This is a genomic window from Streptomyces angustmyceticus (assembly GCF_019933235.1).
GTDB classification, from domain to species: domain Bacteria; phylum Actinomycetota; class Actinomycetes; order Streptomycetales; family Streptomycetaceae; genus Streptomyces; species Streptomyces angustmyceticus.
In genome coordinates, this window is record NZ_CP082945.1 from 1,581,176 (window position 1) to 1,599,582 (window position 18,407).

An 18,407-nucleotide genomic window follows, 5' to 3' on the forward strand; every position below is an offset into this window, starting at 1 on the left:
GGTCAGCCGGGCCGGTGGACGCCGGGTGCACGACGTGGTGCGTCGTGCGACAACGGCAGCATGGCAGAGACTCCCAGGGCCACCGCCGCGGAAATCAAGGTCGGTTCTTCCGGAGACGCGGCCGTCCTCGTCCGCGACCTGGCACTCTGACGGCGCCGTCACCAGCGAGCCCTTTCCCGGCCCGATGCGGATCCGTGCCCGGCCCTGCGGCGGGCGATGGCCGGCACGCGGCGGCTCGGGCGCCCCGTCTGGCTCGGACGGGTTGGTGCTCCCCACGGTCCTGCCGCAATCTGGCCTGGTCACCGGTTGACCGCGCGCCGGCCGCACCAGCCGCGCGTGCCTCGGGAAGGCGTTTCACCATGGCGGAGCGATCACCCATCATCTACCTGCGGGGATATGCCGGTCCGCAGCGCGGTGTGGACAAGCAGGCCGACGACCCGTTCTACGGGCTCAACAGTGGCGCCACCCACATTCGCGTCGGCGCGGAGGGGACGCCGCGCTTCTACCAGTTCGAGGGCCCCCTGCTGAGGCTGATGAGCGACGAGGGCTATCAGCTCCTGGTGCGCGGCGATCAGCACGCCTATCTCCACTCGCAGCCCGATGGCGCGGTCACGCCCGAGTCCATCTGGGTGCACCGCTTCTACGACTATGCCGCGTCCACCTTCGGTACGTCCGTCACCGCGATCCCCGAGGAATTCGACCTCGAAAAGGCGGCAGAGCGCCTCTATGACTTCGTCCAGCTCGTCCGGCAGAAGACCGGCGCCGCCAAGGTGCATCTGGTGGCCCACTCCATGGGAGGGCTGCTCGCACGCTGCCTGATCCAGAAGGTCTCCCGTACGGCGGACTCGCGCACGGGTGAGCCTCGCCGCCCCGGCAGCGAACTCGTGGACAAGCTCTTCACCTATGGCACCCCGCACGGCGGAATCGCCTTCGACCTCGGCGGAGGGCTCGTCGACTGGGCGATGGAGACCTTCGGGCCGAGTGGTTCGGACATCTTCGCTCCTGACCGGATGTACACCTATCTGACCCCGGGTGCGTCCCACGGCGACGATCCCCCGCCGGGCTGGCGGCCCCACGAGATTCCGCCGGAGGTCTTCGACGCACGCCGGGTGTTCTGTGTCGTCGGGACCAACGCGGCCGACTACGGGCTGGTCGAGAAGGCGGTCGGACCGAGCAGCGACGGGCTGGTCCATATCGACAACGCCTATGTGCGCAACGCCCACCGGGCCTTCGTCCACCGCTCACACTCCGGCCGCTACGGACTGGTGAATTCCGAAGAGGGCTACCAGAACCTGCGCCGCTTCCTCTTCGGGAACTACCAGGTTCGGGCCGAACTTCGCGGCCTGGACCTGCCCGATCAGCCCTCCGGCGCCTCACGGGTATGGCAGGCAGAGGTGCGGCTGGCCGTCCGGGGCCTGCCGACCGTCATGCATGAGCAGCGCGCGGCCCACTACTGCCCCATTCAGCTGAACCAGGAATCCGCCCGGCACGGCTCCGCGGAGGGCGACACCGGCCGCGTACACCTGGCCACCGCTTTCCTCCTCGACCCGGTCAACGGCCAGGGCGGCCGGGAAAGCCGGCCGACGCTCCGCTCCCGCTACACGCTGGTGTTGCGCGTCTTCCACCTCGTGGAGAAGAGCGGCCGGTTCTTCTGGGAGGACCACCTCGAGCAGGTGCCCGACTGGGAGGACACGCTCATCGTCGACGTCGGCCCGCGCGGCTCGTACGAAGCGGCAGGATCGCAGGCCTGGGTGGCATGGAATTCACGAGTCCCCGGCAGCATCGACGACATCGACCCGATCGCCGGGGAACCATGCCGGATGACCGAGGACGGCGAAGACCTGCACACCGAGATCCCGATGCCTGAGACGGTCCGTCCCATCCTCGGCAGCAACTCCCGGCTCCGCCTCACCGTGAGCCGCTTCGGCTGAGCCTCAGTCGAACGAAGCCAGCTGCCGGTGCACGGACCAACCGCGCAGTGCCACCTTGTCCTTGAAGTTTCCAAGGCTCGTGTCGACCGGGTGGTCGGTGTACTGGTGGAACATCCACGGCTGCTGAATGTCGGGCCGGCCGGCCCTGCCGTTGTACTGGGCTATCCACAGGCCGTCCCCGGCGAAGGACGTCGTGTCACGATGCAGCCAGAAATCCCGGTTGCAGTAGAGCACCGTCCTGTGACCGGGCGTGCGCTGCTGCACGCGCTTGATCCAGTTGTCCTTGAAGGAGTTCGAGACGCCACGGTCCTCCCAGTCGAGGGCGAGAATGTCCCCCTCGGCCAGCTTGATCTTGGAGAGGAAGAAATCGGCCTGGTCTTCGAAGGATCCGGGTCGGGCGAAGTGATAGAAGCCCGTCACCAATCCGGCGTCCCGTGCGGTCTTACGCTGAGCGACCCACCTGGGGTTCGTGTAGGTGGTCCCCTCCGTGACTTTGATGAAGACGAAGGCGAATCCGCCGGTGTGGTATTTCTCCGGCTGGAACGACGACACGTCGATTCCCTTGATGGTCATGGTCAGCTCCTCAGGCGGCGGCGAGGCGCCTGGCGATCCTCGCGCGCATGCTATCCATCGTGAATCCCTTGGGATCGATCTTTCCGGGCTGCCACTCCAGGTGGCCGATCACGCTGCCGGCGTGCCAGCCGTAGACGCGGCAGATCGCAGCTGCTGCTTTTTCGATCGACTCGAGTTGCTCCTCCGGCCACGGGTCGATTCCGTCGCCGAGGTTCTCGCATTCGAATCCGTAGAACCTCGCGTTGCCGTCGGTGTTCTGCTCATTGTCAGGAGGCAGCGGCCTCTCCTCGATGACCGCCCGAAGCACATCGTCGTCACCCTGGCCGGCGTGGTTCGTGCGACCGTTGCCCACCATGTAGACGGTTCCGTCCTTGGCGATGACGCCGTGGCAGAGCGGGCCGGGGAGATCCGGGCGGCCGTCATAGCAGAGCCTGACGGTGTTCTTCGTGTTGGAGGTGACGGTGTGGTGGATCATCACGCCGTTCACATTGTTGAACGGCCCCTTGTGGTTGCGGTTGTGGTGGCGCCAATCGCGGGTCTCCTCGATGACCAGGTCTTCGTTGCGAAGTGCCCGGAGCATCTGGTCCGCGGTCATGGGTGCGGCCATGGTGTCCTCCCTCCAGCGATGGGAGGTTCCTGAACGACCCCTCGCTGGGGGGACTCAGCCGGCGGGGGTGCTGTGGTGCGCTACGGCACCGCCTTGCGGAGGGCCGGTCACCAGCCCGTCCTCCCTGGCTGCCGGCGCCGGCGTCCACCGCGGCGCCGATCCAGGGGCCCGCCCCACCTCTGGCCGTTGGCCGGTGAGGGAACCTTCCCGGAGCACTCACGGTCTCTCTTCATTTTCGCGCTGCGCGCCGCCTGCGGCATCTGGATCAACCTGCCGAGCGGAGCGAACCGCTGGCCCTCGCCCAGCACGCCGAGCTCGTGCGGCGGGAAGTGAGCCGGCGGGAGCCAACGGACCGCTGCCGGGCCCCCCTTGAGATCGTCCCGCGCAACGGCGACGATGGCTGCCGTCACAGTCCTTGGCGGCATGCGGTCTCAGCGGACTCATCGCACTGCGCCAGAATCGTGGCGAGCGAGGAACAGCCGACCCGAGGCGCCGGAAACAGGGTGACACCATGACGACACGGCAGGTCCGCAAGCGGTGCCAGGCGCTCGTCAACGCGCTCGACCTGCCCAGTCCCTTCTCCGTCGAGGCCCTCGTCCGTGAACTGTCGGCCCGGCGCGGCCGGCCCATCCGGATCCACACGCTGGCGATCGGCTCCGCCGTGAACGCCTGCGGCCTGTGGATCGCCACCGACTCCTGCGACCACATCTTCGTCGAGGAGAAGACCACCAGGTTCCACCAGGAGCACATCGTGCTCCACGAGATCGGTCACATCCTGATGGACCACGGCGCCGGCGAGGACGAGAACCGGCGCGCCCTGGCCACGCTGCTGCCCGGCCTCCGCCCCGACGTGGTCAGCCGGCTGCTGGGCCGCACCAGCTACACCTCCGAGCAGGAGCAAGAGGCCGAACTCGTCGCCAGTCTCATCCACTCGGCCGCGGGCATGCTGCCCCCTTCGTCGTCCCCAGGGGTGCGCGGCACGCTCGAAGTCGCCCTAGGAATCCGCAGGTAGGTGCGTGGACACACACTCCCTCTACGAACTGGGCACCCGCGTCGAACTCACCGGCGCACTGGCCCTCTGGCTGGTGATCGCCCTCCGGCTGCCCACCGCCCGCCGCTCCCGGCAGCAGAAGATGCTGCTGCTGTCCGCGATCGGTCTCGCCGGTTCGATCACCGTCTATCTCGACCCCGTCACCGCGGCGCTGACCCGGACCTTCCGCTTCGCCGAGAGCTGCGGCCTGTTCATGAACGGCTGGGGCGTCCTCAGTTCGGCCCTCATCCTCGACTTCGTGCTCGCCGCCATGTCCCGGCGCCGCCCCTGGCTCGTCTACGGCCCGATGGTCCTCACCATCGCCGCGCTGATCGCGCTCAACTACACGATCGCGCCGGACGCCGGCTGCGTCACCAGCCAGGCCGTCGCCTGGTACAGCCCGTTCTGGTGGCTGCTCATCGCGGCCCACCTGATCGGCACCATCCCGTGCGCGGTGCTGTGCGTGCGCTACGGGCGCCGGGCCGGCGACGACCGGCCCGTGCGCACCGGGCTCCTGCTGCTCGCCGCGGGGTTCACCTCGTCCGCCACGTTCTGGTGCGTGGTCCTGGCCTTCCTCCTCGCCCGGCCGGCCTGGCTGGGGGCACTGTTCCCGCTCAACATCGGGGTCACGGCCTGGATGATGACCGCCGGGGTCGGGCTGCCGCTGGTCGTCACCGTCCGCCGGGCCGCCCGCGACATGAGCGCCCTGTGGCGCCTGCACCCCCTGTGGCGCGAAGTCACCGAAGCCGTTCCGTACGTCACCCTGGACAAGCCGCTCCCCCGCCTCCGCGCGGTGCTCGGCGGCCCCCGTACGGTCCGCCTCCGGCTCTACCGCCAGGTCATCGAGATCCGCGACGCGCTGCTCGTGCTGCACGACTACGTGTCCTCCGAGGCGATGGAGGCCGCCCGGGACCACATCGGGACCCAGCAGCTGCCCGGGGAACAGGTCGAGCCGGCGGTCACCGCCTGCTGGCTGTGCACCGCGCTCGACGCCCGGCAGGCCGAGGCCACCCCCCGGCCGAACCAGCTCACCCCCGGCGGGCCCGCCCACGACGGCCTGCGCAGCGAGGCCGACTTCCTGCTCGCCGTCCTCAAGGCCCGCGCGCTGCCCGCCGTACGCTCCTTCGCCGTGCCGCCCGCACCGGCCGGCCCCGCACGGGCCCGTCCCGCCGTGCCGGACCTGCGGACCCCCCACTCCCCACCGTCTCGTACGAGTTAGGAATCCATGACCCAGCAGTCCGCCCGCACCCCCTACACCAGCGGCATGTTGAGCAATGACGACGGCCGTGAGCGGGACCGTCTGACGTCCATCCAGGGCAGCGTGGACACGTTCACCACCGGAATCCTGGAGCGCCTCCCCGTCGAATCCTCCTGGAACTGCCTGGAGTTGGGCGCCGGGGCCGGCTCCATCGCCTACTGGCTGGCACAGCGGTGCCCGGAAGGCCGTGTGGTCGCCGTCGATCTCGACACGCGCCACCTCGACGCCGGACGTGCCGCGAACCTGGAGGTCCAGGAAGCCGACATCACCGACGAGGACTACGCCCCCGGCAGCTTCGACCTCATCCACGCGCGCTACCTGTTCTGCCATCTCGCCGCACGCGACGACATGGTCGCGCGGGTCGCCCGCTGGCTCGCCCCCGGCGGGCGGCTCGTCATCGAGGAGCCCTACCACCTGCCCGGCGCCACCTCCCCCTTCCCCGTGATGGGGCGCATCCTCGACGCCTACCAGCGCGTCTACCACGAGAACGGCGCCGACCTCACCTGGGTCCGGGGCCTGCCCGCCCTCCTGGCCGGCAGCGGTCTGTCCGACGTCGCCTTCGCCGCGAACCCCGGGTACATGGGCGGACTCGACAAGGACCGCTGGCTCCCGCTCATCAGCCAGGCCACGCCCGGCCTGCTCGCCGACGGCGCGGTCACCGAGGCCGACCTGGCGGAGTTCCACACCCTCCTCAAGGACCCGGCGTTCATCGACATCCCGCAGCTGACCCTCTCGGCCTGGGCCCGCCGCCCGGCGGAGTGAGCGTCCGCGGACGGGCCGGGCGGAAGCCGGTGGGTGCGGTGCCTGCCCCGTTGAGATGATCAAGGAGATGAGAAACGACCACCCGCACCTGCCCACCACCGAGTCCGCCGTCACCGCCCTCCGCGCGATCGCGGCCGAGTACCGCCTCGGCCTGACCGTCACGGACGACATCGGCGCGGACCGTACCTCCCGCCGCACCGCGGCCGGAGTGTTCACCGCCCTGGACGCGGACGGCTCGCTGCCGCACGAGGCCTTCGTGGAGCTGGACGGGTCGCCCGCGGTCACCGTCCAGCTCTTCCCCGAGGACGATGCGACGATCACCGTGGAAGGGGTGGCGTTCGCCGATGTCCCGCGGGACGCGGTGCCGGCGTTCCTGCGCTCGGTGTACGGCGGCCTCGCCCACGTCAGGACGCGGTTCTTCCCGCCGGGCCAGTGGCTGGTGGTGCCGCTGCCCGGCGACGAGACCTACAAGGAGCGCCTCTTCGGCGGCGTGCTCAGCCCCTGGCTCGCGCGCGGCATCCGCTGAGGCGGAGGCAGTGGCCGGGCCGGGGGCCGGCTTCCGTCCTGGCTCTCACGCCGGCGGCCGGTGGCCCCCCGGCAGCAGGGGGCCCGGCTCCGGCGCGGCCACCTCGACGCCCTCCACCTTGGGATTGCGCCGCTGGCGCTTCGAGACCCAGTGGGCCAGCCAGGACAGCAGCATGCACATCCCGATGTAGATCGGCGAGATGATCATGACGACGGGGATGAACGGCAGGTCGTAGTCGAGGTTGGAGGCGATCAGCTTGCCGGCGTGCAGGAACTCCTCGTAGGTGATGAGGTAGCCGAGCGAGGTGTCCTTCAGGGCGACCACCAGCTGGCTGATGATGGCCGGGAGCATCGCCCGGACCGCCTGCGGCACCAGCACATGCGTCATGACCTGGGTCTTGCGCATGCCCAGCGCGTAGGCGGCCTCCCGCTGGCCGCGGTCGACGGCGTTGACGCCGGTGCGGAAGACCTCGGCGAGCACCGAGCCGTTGTACAGGGTCAGGCCGGCGACCAGGGCGATCAGCGGCTCGGCCTGCAGCGCCACATAGATGAAGAAGATCATGACCAGTACGGGCATGGCGCGGAAGAACTCCACCAGCACCGTGGACACCCAGCGCACGGGCCGGTGCGCGGAGAGCCGGCCGGTCGCCAGCACCCCGCCCAGCGCCAGCGACAGCACGGCCGCGAGGGCGAAGGCCTTCAGCGTGTTGCCCAGGCCCCGCAGGAGCAGCTCCTGAATTCCCTTGTAGGTGAAGGGAGTCCACTTCGCCGCGGTGAACTGGCCGGTGGAGAAGAGGAGGTAGACGACGCAGCCGAGCAGGGCGAGGATCAGCGCCGTGGAGGCAAGCCCGTAGAGCCGGTGGCGCTGCCGGGTCCGCGGGCCGGGGATGTCGTAGAGGGCGGTGGTCATCGGGCGACTCCGAAGCGCTTCTCCAGCACGTTGAAGAGCGCGCTGATGGTCAGGGTCACGATCAGGTAGCCGACGGCGATCCAGACGAAGGTCCAGATGATGCTGTAGCCCAGCTCGTTGAGCGGCTTGTAGACCCCGAGGAGTTCGGTGACGCTGAACGCGCCGGCGATCGCGGAGTTCTTGGCGAGCGCGATCAGGGTGGAGCCGATGGGCGGGATGACGGACCGGAACGCCTGCGGGAGGACGATCCCGCCCAGCGTCTGCGGGAAGGTCATGCCCAGACTGCGGGCCGCCTCCCCCTGCCCGACCGGCACGGTGTTGATGCCGGAGCGCACCGCCTCGCAGATGAAGGCGGAGGTGTAGCAGCCCAGCGCGAGGATGGCGAAGAGGTTGAAGGGCAGGACGAGCCCGAAGCGCGGCAGGCCCAGCACCACCGCGAAGAACAGCAGCGTCAGCGGCGTGTTGCGCAGCACCGTCACCCATGCCGTGCCGAGGGCCCGCAGCGACCCGACCGGCGCCACCCGGAACGCGGCCATCAGGAAACCGAGGACGAGCGCGAGCAGCGAGGCGAAGACGGTGAGTTCGACGGTGCCCAGCAGGCCCTTCCCGTAGAGGGAGAGGTTGTCGAGGAGAACGTTCATCGGTCAGTTCCTTGGCGGCTCAGGTCGCCGGGTAGCGGTCGATCGGGGGCGGCTTGGGGGCGGGCACGCCGGACGCGCCGAGCGTCGCCTCGTACGCCTTGCGCCAGTTGCCGTTCTTCTCGTTCGCGGCGAGGGCGTCGTCGAGCGCGAACCGCAGCGCGTTGTCGCCCCGGGGCACGCCGATGCCGTACGGCTCCTCGGAGAACGGCTTGCCGGCCACCTTCAGCTCGTCGGGCACCTTGGCCGCGTAGCCCAGCAGGATCGCGTCGTCGGTGGTGACCGCGGCGACCTGGTAGGTGAGCAGGTTGTCGACGCACACCGAGTAGGTGTCGTAGGAGACGAGCACGGCCTTGGGGTAGTCGGCCTGGATGCGCTGGTAGGGGGTGGAGCCGGCCGCCGAGCAGACCCGCTTGCCGGCCAGGTCCTGCGGGCCCTTGATGTCGTTCTCGTCGGTGCGCACCAGCAGCGACTGGCCGGCCATGTAGTAGGGACCGGCGAAACCCACCAGCTTCTTGCGCTTGGCGTTGATGGTGTAGGTGCCGACGTAGAGGTCGATCTGGCCGTTCTGCAGGGCCGTCTCGCGGTTGGCGGAGGCGATCGTCTTGAACTCGATGGTGTGCGGCGGGAAGCCGAGGGCGGCGGACATCATCTTGGCGATCTCGATGTCGAAGCCGGTGTACTGGCCGGAGGCCGGGTCGCGTTCGCCGAGGTAGGGCTGGTCCTCCTTGACGCCGATGACGAGATGGCCGCGGCGCTTGGCCTTCATCCAGGTCGGGGAGGCGGGCAGGGAGAAGTTCCGGGCGACCGGGTACTGCGGCAGTTCGCTGCCCTTGGGGCCCTTGACCGGCGGACTGCCCTCCCGGCCGCAGCCGGCCAGGGCCAGGACGAGCACGGCGAACACGGCGAACACGACGCCCGCGAGGGCACGGCGCGGGGGCGTGGAGTGGCTGTGCGGCATCACGGCACCCCCGTTCAGTGCTTGAGGATCTTGGAGAGGAAGTCCTTGGCCCGTTCGCTGCGCGGCGCGGTGAAGAAGTCGTCGGGGCTGCGGTCCTCGACGATGCGGCCGTCGTCCATGAACACCACGCGGTTGGCGGCGGAGCGGGCGAAGCCCATCTCGTGGGTGACCACGACCATCGTCATCCCGTCCCGCGCGAGCTGCCGCATGACCTCCAGCACCTCGTTGATCATCTCCGGGTCGAGGGCCGAGGTCGGCTCGTCGAAGAGCAGCGCCTTGGGGTCCATGGCGAGTGCGCGGGCGATGGCGACGCGCTGCTGCTGGCCGCCGGAGAGCTGCGCCGGATACTTCTCGGCCTGGGAGGCGAGCCCCACCCGGTCCAGGAGTTCGCGGGCGCGCCGGGCGGCCTCGTCCTTCTTTTTCTTCCTGACCTTCATCGGCGCCAGCATCACGTTGTCCAGCACCGTCTTGTGGGCGAAGAGGTTGAAGGACTGGAAGACCATGCCGACTTCGGCACGCAACTGGGCCAGTGCGCGGCCCTCTTCGGGCAGCGGCTGCCCGTCCAGCTCGATGGTGCCCGACTCGACGGTCTCCAGGCGGTTGATGGCCCGGCACAGGGTGGACTTCCCGGACCCGGAGGGCCCGATGACCACGACCACCTCCCCGCGGCCGACGGTGAGGTCGATGTCCCGCAGGACATGCAGTTTTCCGTAGTGCTTGTTGACCCCGCGCAGTTCAATCAGCGCATCACCGGCCATATGCAGACCTGCCCACTCTCATCCGTACAGCGGAGAGCCCGCAACCTACCGGGGCGGACAGGGCGCCTCTCCCCTGACACGCACGCATGCACGGAGATGGGCGGATAAATCAGGGTTACGGATGAACCTTCCGCACGGCCCGCGAGGACGCGGGGCCGCCGTCCGCGCTCCCGGCCAGGGGTCAGCTCTCGGACGCCTCGGCGTAGACCTGCGACAGCTCGGGCGCGCCGATGTCGGCCCAGTCGTGGCCCACGGCCACCACGTCGATCTCCCGCCCCGAGGCCAGCCGGACCACCGGCTGCCCGTCCGGCCAGACGTGCCAGACGGCGCCGCGCACCGTGCGGACCAGGACCGTGCCGAGGTAGAGACCGGCGTCGTTGCCGAGCCAGGGCAGCACCTCAGGGTCGTCCCGCCAGACGGGCTGCAGCTGGTCCAGGGCCTCCAACGACCCTACGGAGTCGTCCAGTTCCACGCCGGCGGTGGCGGCCTGGGCCCGCAGCAGCTCGCACTCGGACAGCAGCTCGACGACGCTCTCCGGGTCGGCGCGCACCGACTCCGCGAGCGGCACGGACCGGTGCGCGTTCCGCCGCCTGCGCCACCTGTCCAGGAAAGACATGTTCATGGTCCGCAGGGTCCCACCCGCCTTCCGGTCGCGGCCACAGGCGCGCGGCACACCCGTGCCCGGTTCGTCACCTTGACGCCTCCCCTTCGCCTCCCTACCTTCATGGCGCTCGGATCGGATCAACCAGATCCCGGGTACCCCCCTGCCCCTCGCGGGCCCCGGCCTGGAACGCAGTGCACGCCTGCCCGTTGGCGCCAACCGGAGGGACACGGACCGATGCGTGGACGACGATGGGGCACCGCCCTGACCCTGCTGCTCACCGCGACCGCACTGCCGGCCACCGGGCCCGGGACCGCGACGGCCGCCGCCGCGCACCGGCCGCCCCCCGCACTCCCCCTGGCGCGGCTCTTCGACAACCGGGCGGTCAGCGACAACTCCCGGCCCGGAGCGGCCGACTTCGACGGTGCCGGCCGCTCGCTGTCCGCCCAGGACCTCGCGGCGGCCGGCTGGTCGCCCGGCAGCACACCGACCCTCGACGGCACCCGGCTCGCCCTGCCGCGCGCCGCGCCCGGGACACCGGACAACGTGGTGGCGGACGGTCAGGCGGTGGCCGTACGCGGCCGGGGCGAGGCGCTGACCTTCCTGGTCGCCGGGACGGGCGGCGCGGCCACCGGCACCGGGACCGTGCGCTACCGGGACGGCTCGCACAGCGGCTACGAACTCACCGCTCCCGACTGGCGGTCGGGGCCGATGAGCACCAAGGCCGTGGCGCTGCCGCACATCAACGCTCCGGGCGGACAGCTGACCGGGGCGGCGCGGCTCTACGCGGTGACCGTCGCGCTGCGGCCGGGGCGGGAGGTGAGTTCCGTGGTCCTGCCCGAGCGGGCCGCGGCGCCCGGCGCGCTGCATGTGTTCGCGGTGTCCGTACGGGACAGCGGCCGCGGCAGGACCGGGAGTTGGGCGGCGAGCACGGCCGGCTACCGGGCGGTGGGGCCCTGGACCGACCGCACGCTGCGGCTGGTGGTGCACAGCGGCGCGGGCGGGCCGCGGGCGCGAATACGGCTCGCCAACACCTTCGCCGCGGCGCCCCTGGACATCGGGGCGGCCAGTATCGCGGTGCGTGGCGCCGGGGCGGCGGCGGACCGTGCGCCGGTGCCCCTGACCTTCGGGAAGGGCCACACCGGGGTCCGTGTGCCGGCCGGGGCCGAGGCGTTCAGCGATCCCGTCGCCTTCACCGTCCCGACCGGCGCCGATCTGCTGGTGAGCATCCATCTGCCGGGGACGGTGACCGCGGCGCCGGTCCACCAGGAGGCGGCGCAGCTGTCGTATCTGAGCGCCGCGGGCAGCGGGGACCGCACCGCGGACACCGGGGGCGCGGCGTACCCCGAGACGATGGCCTTCTGGCCGTTCCTCACGGGCGTCGATGTCGGGGGCGGGCCCGGCTCGGTGGTGGCCCTGGGCGACTCGATCACCGACGGGGTGAAGTCGACGAGCGGCGCCAACCGCCGCTGGCCGGACGTCCTGGCCCGCCGCTTCCAGGCGCAGCACACCCTGCCCCGCTACGGCGTGCTCAACCAGGGCATCTCGGCGAACCGCATCGTCACCGACCGCTACCCGGGCGACGGCGTCAGCACGGACACCGGCGGGGTGAGCGCCCAGCACCGGCTGGAGCGCGATGTGCTGGCGCAGCCCTCGGCGCGGACGGTGGTGATCTTCGAGGGCATCAACGACGTGCGCTGGGGGACCTCCGCGGACGAGGTCGCCGCCGGTCTGCGGGCGCTGGCGCGGCGGGCGCACGAGCGGGGGCTGCGGGTGGTGGCGGCGACCGTCGCGCCCTGTGAGGGCTACCCCGACTGCACCCCGGCCGTGGAGGCCCGCCGCCAGGCCGTCAACGCCTTCGTCCGCGACCGGGCCGGCAGCGTCTTCGACGCGACGCTGGACTTCGACGCGGTGCTCCGCGACCCGCAGCGCCCCGCCCGGCTGCTGCCCGCCTACGACAGCGGCGACCACCTCCACCCCGGCGACACGGGCCTGACGGCGCTCGGCGAGTCGGTGGACCTCCGGGCGCTGGTACCGGGGCGGGGCTGACGCCGGGCCGGGCCGGTCCCGGGGCCTGTGTGGACCGGTCCCTGGGGGCCTGCCCGGACGGGGCTCGCGGGGCCTGCCCGGACGGGGTCCTGCGGGGCCTGCCTCGACCAACCCCCAGCCCCCGGGCTCCAGCGCCCCCGCAGCCGCCTCCCGTCGGACCGCCCTAGACGTCGAGGTCCACCACGACCGGGGCGTGGTCCGAGGCGCCCTTGCCCTTGCGCTCCTCGCGGTCCACATAGGCGTCCGAGACGGCCTTGGCGAACGGCTCGTTGCCGTAGACGAGGTCGATGCGCATTCCGCGGTTCTTGGGGAAGGCGAGCTGGCGGTAGTCCCAGTAGGTGTACGGCCGGTCGTACTTGAGGGGGCGCGGCACCACGTCCGACAGGCCCGCCTCGCGCAGGGCGCTCAGGGCGGCCCGCTCGGCGGGCGTGACATGGGTGGCGCCCTCGAAGACGGCCGGGTCCCAGACGTCGTCGTCGGTCGGTGCGACGTTGTAGTCGCCGAGGACCGCGAACGGGCGGGTGCCCGCCGCGTCCTCGGCGACGGCCGTCTTCAGCGCCTCGAACCAGCCGAGCTTGTAGGTGTAGTGCGCATGGCCGACCTCGCGGCCGTTGGGGACGTACACCGACCACACCCGGGCCGGGCCGCAGGTCGCCGAGACGGCCCGCGGCTCCTGCACCCCGTCGTACTCCGGGCCCCCGGGCAGGCCCAGGACGACGTCGTCGAGCCCCACCTTGGACAGCAGTGCCACGCCGTTCCACCTGCCGTCGGCGTTGACCGCGGCCTCATAGCCGAGCGCGCGCAGCTCGTCGTACGGGAACTGCTCGGCGGAGCACTTGGTCTCCTGGATGCACAGCACGTCCGTGCCGGTGCTCTCCAGCCAGGCCAGCAGCCTCGGGAGGCGGGCGGTGATCGAATTGACGTTCCAGGTCGCGATGCGCATGCCGGTAAACCTACCGCGCGGCACTGACAGCCGGCCCTCAGCCGAGGGCGGTCCGGTTCCCCGGGGTGAGACGGCCGTGCTCGGCCCCGCCGCCCAGCTTGTCGATCATGGAGTCGTAGATCGGGCGGGCGTGGTCCTGGAGCAGGCTGTCGTGGATGTCGATGGCCCGTCGCGGCGCGACCTCGCGTACGTAGTCGATGATCTCGGCGACCTTGTTCCAGGGGGCGTGCACGGGCAGCAGCAGGGTGTCGACCGTACGGCCCTCCGGGACGGTGAGGGCGTCGCCCGGGTGGAAGACCGTGCCGCCGTCGATCAGGAAGCCGACGTTGGTGACGCGCGGGATGTCGGGGTGGATGACGGCGTGCAGCTGGCCGTGCACCTCCACCTCGAAGCCGGCGGCGGTGAAGGTGTCCCCGTCGCCGACCGTGTGCACCCGGCCGGGGAAGGCGCCGGCGAGCTGGTCGGCGACGCTGGACAGGGTCCAGATCTCGGCCGCCGGGTTGGCTTCCATGCCCGCCCGCAGCCGGTCCTCGTTGAAGTGGTCCATGTGCTCATGGGTGACCAGGATCGCGTCCGCGCCGACGGCCGCGTCCTCCTCGCTGAAGACACCGGGGTCGATGACGAGCGTCCGCCCGTCCTTCTCCAACCGGACACAGGCGTGGGTCTTCTTGGTGAGTTCCATGGGCCCATCTTGCCGTGGCGGGCCGCGGCGGGTGCGCTCCCGCCCCTCACCGCGGCACATCCGCACGCCACTTACGGGGGCCGCCCCGCTCCGGGGCCCCCTCGGGAGCCCGTCAGCCCTCGGGGCCCGGGGAGCCAGTCAGCCCTTGGGCACCTTGGAAACCCGTCAGCCCTCCGGTGTCGTCTCCTCCCGGATCACCCGCTGGGCGACCGCGAAGGCGGAGTTGGCCGCCGGGACACCGCAGTAGACGGCGGTGTGCAGCAGGACTTCCTTGATCTCCGTGGGGGTGAGGCCGTTGCGCAGGGCCGCGCGGGTGTGCAGCGCCAGCTCGTCGTGGTGGCCGCGGGCGACCAGCGCGGTGAGCGTGATGACGCTGCGGGTACGGCGGTCCAGGCCCGGCCGGGTCCAGGTCTCGCCCCAGGCGTAGCGGGTGATGAAGTCGTGGAAGTCGCCGGTGAAGCCGTCGGCGGCGGCCTCGACCCGGTCGACATGGGCGTCACCCAGGACCTCGCGGCGGACCTTGATGCCCGCTTCGTACGTGGCGCCACGGGCCTGCTCCGGCTGCGCGAGACCGGACTCTATGGCGGCGGGCGGCGCCATCGGGGGCGGCGGGGGCGCGATCTGCGGCTTGGGGGCCGCGGCGCCGATGGCGTTCTGGCCGCCGGGGCCGGGCTTGTCGTGCCAGGCGGTGGAGAAGTGCCGGATGAGGAGTTCGGTGACGGCCGCGGGCTGCTCGACCGGCGTGAGGTGGGAGGTGCCGGGCACCAGCGCCATGCTCGCGTCGGGAATCCCGGCGACCAGGGTGCGGGCGTCGGTGGTCGGGGTGACCTGGTCCTCGGAGCCGACGACGGCGAGCGTGGGCACCCCGACCCGGCCGAGGGAGGACCGTACGTCGAAGGACGCCAGCGCCTCGCAGGCGGCGATGTAGCAGCCGGGGTCGGTGGTCCGCACCATCTGGACGGCCCATTCGACGATCGCGGGCTGGGCGCCGGCGAAGCCCTGGGTGAACCAGTGCTCGGGCGCGGTGCGGGCGATCGGGTCCAGCCCGTTCGTGCGGATGACGACGCCGCGCTGGCGCCAGGCGTCGGCGGTGCCGTAGCGCGGCGAGGTGGACACCAGGGCGAGCGAGGTGACCTGGTGCGGGCGGGTGAGCGCCAGCTGTATGCCGATGGCCCCGCCGATGTTGCAGCCGGCGTAGCCGAAGCGGTCCACGCCCAGGGCGTCGAGGGTGGCGATCAGCCGGTCGGCCAGTTCGGCCACGGAGGCCGCCGCGTGCGCGGGCGAGCCGCCGTGCCCGGGAAGGTCGAACCGGATGACCCGCCAGTGACGGGTCAGCTCGGGGATCTGCCGGTCCCACATGTGCCATGTGGTACCCAGAGCGGCACCGAGGACAAGTACGGGGGCGTCGTCGGGGCCGTCGATCCGGTGCTGCAGGGTCTTCTCACTCACCCGGCCACGCTACCGACTCTCTGACAAGATCCTTACACCCGGGTCAGGAAGAGCCACCGGAGCATGGCCGCCGACGGCGCCCGAAGCAGGGTTTGCGCAGGTCAGAGCCTCAGCGTGGAGACGACGTGGACGATCGCATGCCCCGGCTCGTCGTAGCTCACCGTCATCTGCCGGTACGGATGCGGTGCCTTGCTCATGATCAGGGCCGGGGCCTTCTGGCCCAGAGAAGCGGCGTTGCGGGGTGGGCGCGGACAGCTCACTCACGCCTTGCACGCTCTCAAATCTCACAACAGCCCCTATGACGGAGGTCATGGCTGTGTGGGCCTGACCAGGTGGAACACCTCCCGGGCGGCGTACCGTTTGAGGCATCGAACAATCTCGCGTCGCGTCTTGCCCTCCTTGACGCGGCGCTCAAAGTAGTCCTGGGTGCGTGGGTCGAAGCGCAGGCGGGTCTGCACGATCCGGTGCAGGGCGGCATTGGCCTGCCGGTCGCCGCCGCGGTTGAGGCGACGGTAGTGCCGAGTGCCCGAGGAGCGTTCTACGGGGCTGACCCCGCACATCGCGGCGAAGGACGCCTCACTGTGCAGACGTTCCGGGTTGCCCCCATCGTGATCAGCAAAGTGACGGCCGCGTCCGGACCGATGCCCACCACAGTGAGCAACTGCGGGGCATGGAGTCCGCGAGCAGGGCCAGGCGGCGTTCCAGATCCTGGATTCTGGTCGGTGAGCTGCCCAATTCGCTGAGCCAGCAGGCACAGAATGCATCGAGCCGTGGCCACCAGGTACGACAAACTCGCGGTCCGCTACGAGGCGACCGTCCTCGTTGCCGCCATCAACGAGTGGTTGTGAGGTACTGGTCCGACGACAACTCGAACACCCGTACTCGCCGACCGCCGGTGGGATGGACGGTCTCACGGACCGGATGCATCCCCAGTTTGGTCATGATCCGTTCGGAGGCGTCGTTGCCCACTTGAGCGATGCTGACGATCCGCTCCAGCCCTCGCTCTTCGAACCCGAACCGCACAGCAGCCCTCGCGGCCTCGGTAGCCAGGCCCTGCCCCCAGTGGGAACGTCCCAGCCGCCAGCCGACCTCCACCGCCGGCAGTACCTCCGGCAGGAAGTGGGGCACCGAAAGGCCGGTGAACCCGGCCAGCTCGCCAGTGGACCGGATCTCCACGGCGAACAGCCCGAAGCCCTGTGACTCCCACTCGCTCTCCCATGCCTGGACCCCGCCGCGAGTCTGCTGTTCGTCACGGACGCTGCCGTCACGGATCCACCGCATGACCTCGGGGTCGGCATTGACGGCAGCCATGGGCGCAACGTCTTCCTCGCGCCAGCGACGCAGGATCAAACGGGGAGTCTCAAGCATGACCATCCAATCTTTCTGGATCACAAAATGGGCTCTCTCCGCCATCCTCACCAGGCACTTTCGATGCACGCCCTAGAAGGTGGCACCGGGGGCGGCATAGGCGGTTGGGCCGCCGCATCGAGCCGAGGCGCGTGCCACCGCTTGCTGCGGCGTGAGGAAGCGGCCGACATGCGGGACGATCAACCGTCCTGCATGGGCCGCGCTGGCAGTTCGGAGCGCTGGCTCTGCGCGGAGAAGATCCGCAGTACCGCAATCCACACCAGGCACGAGCCGAACATATGGGCACCGATGACCAGCTCCGGCAGATGCGTGAAGTACTGCACATATCCGATGACACTCTGGCCGGCCAACACGGCGAGGAGCTCCAGTACCCGACGACGGACGACGGCAGGCGCTGACACAGCGCGCAGCGCGAACCAGAGTGCCACGGTCAGGCCCACCACGATGTAGACGAAGTCCACGTGCACTTGGGTGATTTCCTGCCAGTCCAGCGGGATCCGGTGCACCTTGCGTGCGTCGCCCGCGTGCGGCCCTGCGCCGGTCACCACGGTGCCGATCACGATCAGTGCTGCAGCGGATGAAACGAGCAGCCCTGTCAGCTGCCGCAGTGGCCTCGTCACCAGGTAACGCGCTGGGGCGTCGCCCTCCCGGGCGCGCTGCCAGGTCACTACGGCCACGGTGAGCAGTGCCATGGCCAGAAGGAAATGCGAGCTGACGATGTACGGGTTGAGCCCGGTCATCACAGTGATGCCGCCGACCACTCCATTGCCCATGATGATCCAGAACTGCGCCCAGCCCAGCCGGCCGAGATCGCGACGCACCGGTGTACGCGACCTGGCGGTCAAAATGACCAGGCCGGCCACGACGCCCATGAGGCCGATCATCATGCGGTTTCCGAACTCGATCACGCCGTGGATACCCATGTCAGCGGTCGGGGTCAGGCTGTCGTCGGTGCACTTCGGCCAGGTCTCGCAGCCGAGCCCGGATTCGGTGAGGCGCACCGCGCCGCCGGTGACCACGATGAGGACGGCCGTCATCACCGAGGCCAGCGCGGCCCGTTTCACCGCCTGCTCGGAGGGCTGCCAACAACGGACAATCAGACCAAGAGAATTCATCAAGCTCGGTGCTTCCTTCCGGTATCACGCGTCTGAACCAGGCCGCCTCAGTCCAGGGTCCGTCTGCCTCGTTCGCCGCGCTGTCCTGGAGACGTCGAGCCTCTTCACAGGGCGTCACGATCACCACGGTTGAACGGAACGCGACGGGCCGACCCTCGAGCACACCGCATCTGGCCTTTGTGAACACTGGCGCCGCCACGACTCCGGACGGGGCCGCTTTCCTGGCTGGGCGGCACTGACCGGTCGC

At 70.5% G+C, this 18,407-nt stretch carries 17 protein-coding genes and 3 pseudogenes; 7 read left to right on the plus strand and 13 right to left on the minus strand.

What is annotated here, in order from left to right; translation table 11 throughout:
• Positions 1-359: 359 nt before the first annotated feature.
• The gene (locus K7396_RS07375) at positions 360-1,931 is read left to right on the plus strand and encodes an esterase/lipase family protein (RefSeq protein WP_086721231.1); all 1,572 of its coding nucleotides are present in this window, start codon (positions 360-362) and stop codon (positions 1,929-1,931) included.
• 3 nt (positions 1,932-1,934) lie between these two features.
• Here K7396_RS07375 and K7396_RS07380 read toward each other — a convergent pair whose 3' ends face one another.
• Both K7396_RS07380 and K7396_RS07385 read right to left on the minus strand, forming a co-directional pair.
• Positions 1,935-2,504 (minus strand): glycoside hydrolase family 25 protein, encoded by a 570-nt coding sequence (locus K7396_RS07380; RefSeq protein ID WP_086721232.1) that lies wholly within the window; start codon positions 2,502-2,504, stop codon positions 1,935-1,937.
• 13 nt (positions 2,505-2,517) lie between these two features.
• Positions 2,518-3,111, minus strand: a pseudogene (locus K7396_RS07385) (N-acetylmuramoyl-L-alanine amidase); the annotation flags it as partial.
• Between the two features lie 511 nt (positions 3,112-3,622).
• On the opposite strand from K7396_RS07385, the gene K7396_RS07390 reads away from it, so the two are divergent.
• The 4 genes from K7396_RS07390 (at position 3,623) to K7396_RS07405 (ending at position 6,687) form a co-directional block, all read left to right on the plus strand.
• Positions 3,623-4,123, plus strand: coding sequence for a hypothetical protein (locus K7396_RS07390; RefSeq protein WP_086721234.1), 501 nt, complete (start codon positions 3,623-3,625; stop codon positions 4,121-4,123).
• 4 nt (positions 4,124-4,127) lie between these two features.
• Complete coding sequence (locus tag K7396_RS07395; RefSeq protein WP_218039123.1) at positions 4,128-5,360, plus strand: MAB_1171c family putative transporter; 1,233 nt, start codon at positions 4,128-4,130, stop codon at positions 5,358-5,360.
• Between the two features lie 6 nt (positions 5,361-5,366).
• Positions 5,367-6,161, plus strand: coding sequence for a class I SAM-dependent methyltransferase (locus tag K7396_RS07400; protein WP_223659743.1), 795 nt, complete (start codon positions 5,367-5,369; stop codon positions 6,159-6,161).
• A gap of 67 nt (positions 6,162-6,228) precedes the next feature.
• A complete protein-coding gene (locus K7396_RS07405) occupies positions 6,229-6,687 on the plus strand; it encodes a hypothetical protein (RefSeq protein ID WP_086718125.1) in 459 nt (152 codons plus the stop codon).
• Positions 6,688-6,732: 45 nt separating this feature from the next.
• On the opposite strand, the gene K7396_RS07410 is transcribed toward K7396_RS07405, so the two are convergent.
• The 5 genes from K7396_RS07410 to K7396_RS07430 all read right to left on the minus strand — a co-directional run bounded on the left by K7396_RS07410 (position 6,733) and on the right by K7396_RS07430 (position 10,575).
• Positions 6,733-7,596 carry an amino acid ABC transporter permease gene (locus tag K7396_RS07410; RefSeq protein WP_086718117.1) on the minus strand — a complete coding sequence of 288 codons (864 nt, stop codon included), beginning with the start codon at positions 7,594-7,596 and terminating at the stop codon, positions 6,733-6,735.
• A complete protein-coding gene (locus K7396_RS07415) occupies positions 7,593-8,237 on the minus strand; it encodes an amino acid ABC transporter permease (RefSeq protein ID WP_086718118.1) in 645 nt (214 codons plus the stop codon). The genes K7396_RS07410 and K7396_RS07415 overlap by 4 nt, the downstream gene beginning before the upstream one ends.
• A gap of 19 nt (positions 8,238-8,256) precedes the next feature.
• Complete coding sequence (locus K7396_RS07420; protein ID WP_086718119.1) at positions 8,257-9,195, minus strand: glutamate ABC transporter substrate-binding protein; 939 nt, start codon at positions 9,193-9,195, stop codon at positions 8,257-8,259.
• Positions 9,196-9,209: 14 nt separating this feature from the next.
• Positions 9,210-9,953 (minus strand): amino acid ABC transporter ATP-binding protein, encoded by a 744-nt coding sequence (locus tag K7396_RS07425; RefSeq protein ID WP_086718120.1) that lies wholly within the window; start codon positions 9,951-9,953, stop codon positions 9,210-9,212.
• Between the two features lie 181 nt (positions 9,954-10,134).
• The gene (locus K7396_RS07430) at positions 10,135-10,575 is read right to left on the minus strand and encodes a DUF6278 family protein (protein ID WP_086718121.1); all 441 of its coding nucleotides are present in this window, start codon (positions 10,573-10,575) and stop codon (positions 10,135-10,137) included.
• A 216-nt stretch (positions 10,576-10,791) separates the two neighbouring features.
• Between K7396_RS07430 and K7396_RS07435 the strand changes: the two genes are divergently transcribed.
• Positions 10,792-12,603: an SGNH/GDSL hydrolase family protein gene (locus tag K7396_RS07435; RefSeq protein ID WP_086718122.1), complete on the plus strand. Its 1,812-nt coding sequence runs from the start codon at positions 10,792-10,794 to the stop codon at positions 12,601-12,603.
• A 163-nt stretch (positions 12,604-12,766) separates the two neighbouring features.
• On the opposite strand, the gene K7396_RS07440 is transcribed toward K7396_RS07435, so the two are convergent.
• From K7396_RS07440 to K7396_RS35795, 4 genes and pseudogenes are all read right to left on the minus strand, one after another.
• A complete protein-coding gene (locus K7396_RS07440) occupies positions 12,767-13,546 on the minus strand; it encodes an exodeoxyribonuclease III (RefSeq protein ID WP_086718123.1) in 780 nt (259 codons plus the stop codon).
• Positions 13,547-13,583: 37 nt separating this feature from the next.
• The gene (locus K7396_RS07445; protein WP_152104318.1) at positions 13,584-14,228 is read right to left on the minus strand and encodes an MBL fold metallo-hydrolase; all 645 of its coding nucleotides are present in this window, start codon (positions 14,226-14,228) and stop codon (positions 13,584-13,586) included.
• Positions 14,229-14,393: 165 nt separating this feature from the next.
• Positions 14,394-15,677 (minus strand): bifunctional 3-oxoadipate enol-lactonase/4-carboxymuconolactone decarboxylase PcaDC, encoded by a 1,284-nt coding sequence (gene pcaDC, locus K7396_RS07450; protein WP_152104317.1) that lies wholly within the window; start codon positions 15,675-15,677, stop codon positions 14,394-14,396.
• Positions 15,678-15,985: 308 nt separating this feature from the next.
• Positions 15,986-16,329 (minus strand): annotated as a pseudogene (locus K7396_RS35795) (transposase); the annotation flags it as partial.
• 94 nt (positions 16,330-16,423) lie between these two features.
• On the opposite strand from K7396_RS35795, the pseudogene K7396_RS36100 reads away from it, so the two are divergent.
• A pseudogene (locus tag K7396_RS36100) lies at positions 16,424-16,525 on the plus strand (IS5 family transposase); the annotation flags it as partial.
• On the opposite strand, the gene K7396_RS07460 reads toward K7396_RS36100, so the two are convergent.
• Together K7396_RS07460 and K7396_RS07470 are read right to left on the minus strand one after the other, a co-directional pair.
• Positions 16,509-17,045, minus strand: a complete 537-nt coding sequence (locus tag K7396_RS07460; RefSeq protein WP_086720801.1) for a GNAT family N-acetyltransferase — start codon at positions 17,043-17,045, stop codon at positions 16,509-16,511. The pseudogene K7396_RS36100 and the gene K7396_RS07460 sit on opposite strands and share 17 nt — an antisense overlap.
• 179 nt (positions 17,046-17,224) lie before the next feature.
• Positions 17,225-18,160: a COX15/CtaA family protein gene (locus K7396_RS07470; protein WP_086720800.1), complete on the minus strand. Its 936-nt coding sequence runs from the start codon at positions 18,158-18,160 to the stop codon at positions 17,225-17,227.
• Positions 18,161-18,407 lie beyond the last annotated feature (247 nt).

Bases quoted from the DNA above. Each gene is read 5' to 3' on its own strand.
- K7396_RS07375 (WP_086721231.1), top strand. From the start codon at position 360: ATGGCGGAGCGATCACCCATCATCTACCTGCGGGGATATGCCGGTCCG.
- K7396_RS07380 (WP_086721232.1), bottom strand. From the start codon at position 2,504: ATGACCATCAAGGGAATCGACGTGTCGTCGTTCCAGCCGGAGAAATAC.
- K7396_RS07390 (WP_086721234.1), top strand. From the start codon at position 3,623: ATGACGACACGGCAGGTCCGCAAGCGGTGCCAGGCGCTCGTCAACGCG.
- K7396_RS07400 (WP_223659743.1), top strand. From the start codon at position 5,367: ATGACCCAGCAGTCCGCCCGCACCCCCTACACCAGCGGCATGTTGAGC.
- K7396_RS07405 (WP_086718125.1), top strand. From the start codon at position 6,229: ATGAGAAACGACCACCCGCACCTGCCCACCACCGAGTCCGCCGTCACC.
- K7396_RS07410 (WP_086718117.1), bottom strand. From the start codon at position 7,596: ATGACCACCGCCCTCTACGACATCCCCGGCCCGCGGACCCGGCAGCGC.
- K7396_RS07415 (WP_086718118.1), bottom strand. From the start codon at position 8,237: ATGAACGTTCTCCTCGACAACCTCTCCCTCTACGGGAAGGGCCTGCTG.
- K7396_RS07420 (WP_086718119.1), bottom strand. From the start codon at position 9,195: ATGCCGCACAGCCACTCCACGCCCCCGCGCCGTGCCCTCGCGGGCGTC.
- K7396_RS07425 (WP_086718120.1), bottom strand. From the start codon at position 9,953: ATGGCCGGTGATGCGCTGATTGAACTGCGCGGGGTCAACAAGCACTAC.
- K7396_RS07430 (WP_086718121.1), bottom strand. From the start codon at position 10,575: ATGAACATGTCTTTCCTGGACAGGTGGCGCAGGCGGCGGAACGCGCAC.
- K7396_RS07435 (WP_086718122.1), top strand. From the start codon at position 10,792: ATGCGTGGACGACGATGGGGCACCGCCCTGACCCTGCTGCTCACCGCG.
- K7396_RS07440 (WP_086718123.1), bottom strand. From the start codon at position 13,546: ATGCGCATCGCGACCTGGAACGTCAATTCGATCACCGCCCGCCTCCCG.
- K7396_RS07445 (WP_152104318.1), bottom strand. From the start codon at position 14,228: ATGGAACTCACCAAGAAGACCCACGCCTGTGTCCGGTTGGAGAAGGAC.
- K7396_RS07460 (WP_086720801.1), bottom strand. From the start codon at position 17,045: ATGCTTGAGACTCCCCGTTTGATCCTGCGTCGCTGGCGCGAGGAAGAC.
- K7396_RS07470 (WP_086720800.1), bottom strand. From the start codon at position 18,160: ATGAATTCTCTTGGTCTGATTGTCCGTTGTTGGCAGCCCTCCGAGCAG.